Genomic DNA, 1700 nt, shown 5'->3' with positions numbered 1-1700 from the left:
GGTCTATCCGTACCAGTCCGGCGGGACCTCGGTGAACACCAGCTACTCCGCGAGCCTCAGCACGAGCAGCACGGGATGGAAGGAGATCGACGTCACCTCCATCGCCCATCGGATGAACGGCTACGGCTGGATGAAATTCCGTGTCACCCCCACCTCGAGCAGCCTCTACGTTGCCGAGGGCGCCTTCCTGGTCCAGTAAGGGAGGTGTAAGGTGACCAGAATCAAGCGAACCGAATGGAGAAACGAAATGAAGCGCATTGTAATTACCCTCTCCGCGCTCCTCGCCATGGCCGTCCCGGCCATGGCGGGGCATGTGTCCACGATCGGGACGGGCACCTGCGGCTCCTGCCACCGGACCAATCTCATCACGCAGCACGGCGGCTTTGATGCCCCCGTCTGCCAGACCTGCCACGACAGTACGGCAACCGCCGTCAAGGACACCATTGCCAGTGGTGTGGCGGGGCAGCCCTACACCTGCTCCAACTGCCACGGTGCCGAGTCCCACGCACAGAAGCACCCTGACTACGTGGCAAATTTTTCCACGTACAACGGTGTTGAGCCGAAATACGGCACCACGGCATGGACCGCGCCGACAAGTTACACACCGGTAACGCCGGCCGCCAAGCCCTACCAGCTCTGCGTCAAGTGCCACTCTTCCAATGGCTTGGGTGCCACAACCAACGGCATGTCGGCCATTGTGGGCCCCTCTGGACTCAACCTGACGGATCAGGCCTGGGAATTCAGCCCCAACAACAGGTCTGCCCACCCCGTCATTGTTACCCTCAACAACCAAGTTGGCTCCCCCGCCCCGCGTGCCCTGAAAGTGGCTGAGATGAAGGCGCCGTGGACAAATGTGGGAAATCAGGTGATGACCTGTGCCGATTGTCACGATTTTGTCGAGACAGGTCCGCAAGGTTCGGGAATTACGTGGTCTTTGAAGGGGACGAACAAGGCATGGCCCTATACGGTGGCTGGGGTGAGCAGCGGCACCTTCCAGTCAATGAGGAGTAACTCCACATCGTTTTGCTGGAACTGCCATAACTTTTCCGGCGCGGGTGAGGTTCACACCACCGGTGACCATGACAGCGTCAGATGCGTCGACTGCCATATCCGGGTGCCCCACGGTGGCAAGGTGTCGCGTCTTATCGGGACAGCCACTTCCGGCCTCCCGGCCCGCTACTCGGGCGATGGCAAGGGAGGGGCGATGCCTCGCGTCACCGCTTTCAAGAAAGCAGCTTCGGGTAGTTACAGCGAGTCCAGCTGCAGCACCAACTGCGGTGAGCATGGTCCCATATCAGGTGGTGAGACCTGGTAGGGAATCGAGTTTGATGGAGAAGAGAATGGCCGGGGGAGTTTTCCCCCGGCCATTCTTAGATGCTCGAGGTTACTGAACAAACACTGCCGGCCATTGAAATTTGAACGAGAAGGAACAAGAGATTTGTTGTTCTGAAATCTCAATAGAGGTCATCGTGGACGAGCTCCATCACCACTCGAGGCGGCAGATATAGTGCCGCCTTTATTGTATTTGTTGCAATGTGTGTTGAAAATAACTAATATGCGAGCCTCTTGCAAAAGGCTTGAAAGTTGGCGGCCAGAGGCCGCGTGCGGTGAAATTTTCACCAGTGTGCAGCATTAAGCAGAGCCTCTGATCGTTTTCATCGGCATTTATCCGGAATCCGGGCGCACCCCCCCCACGGATT

General features: G+C 58.1%; 3 protein-coding genes. 2 read left to right on the top strand and 1 reads right to left on the bottom strand.

Annotated elements, in window-relative coordinates:
• On the top strand, window positions 1–199 hold a 199-nt coding region (locus RCH91_RS00165; protein ID WP_306532485.1), incomplete at its 5' end, for a hypothetical protein.
• Window positions 200–247: 48 nt separating this feature from the next.
• On the top strand, window positions 248–1315 hold the full coding sequence (locus tag RCH91_RS00160; RefSeq protein ID WP_306532484.1) for a cytochrome C: 1068 nt from the start codon (window positions 248–250) through the stop codon (window positions 1313–1315).
• A gap of 201 nt (window positions 1316–1516) precedes the next feature.
• On the opposite strand, the gene RCH91_RS00155 is transcribed toward RCH91_RS00160, so the two are convergent.
• A partial coding sequence (locus RCH91_RS00155; RefSeq protein ID WP_306532483.1) for a hypothetical protein occupies window positions 1517–1700 on the bottom strand: 184 nt, incomplete at its 5' end.

The organism is Geobacter sp., assembly GCF_030834625.1.
Taxonomy (GTDB): Bacteria; Desulfobacterota; Desulfuromonadia; order Geobacterales; family Geobacteraceae; genus Geobacter.
Note: the sequence above shows the minus strand (reverse complement) of the source record. Positions and strands in the feature narration are given on the sequence as shown.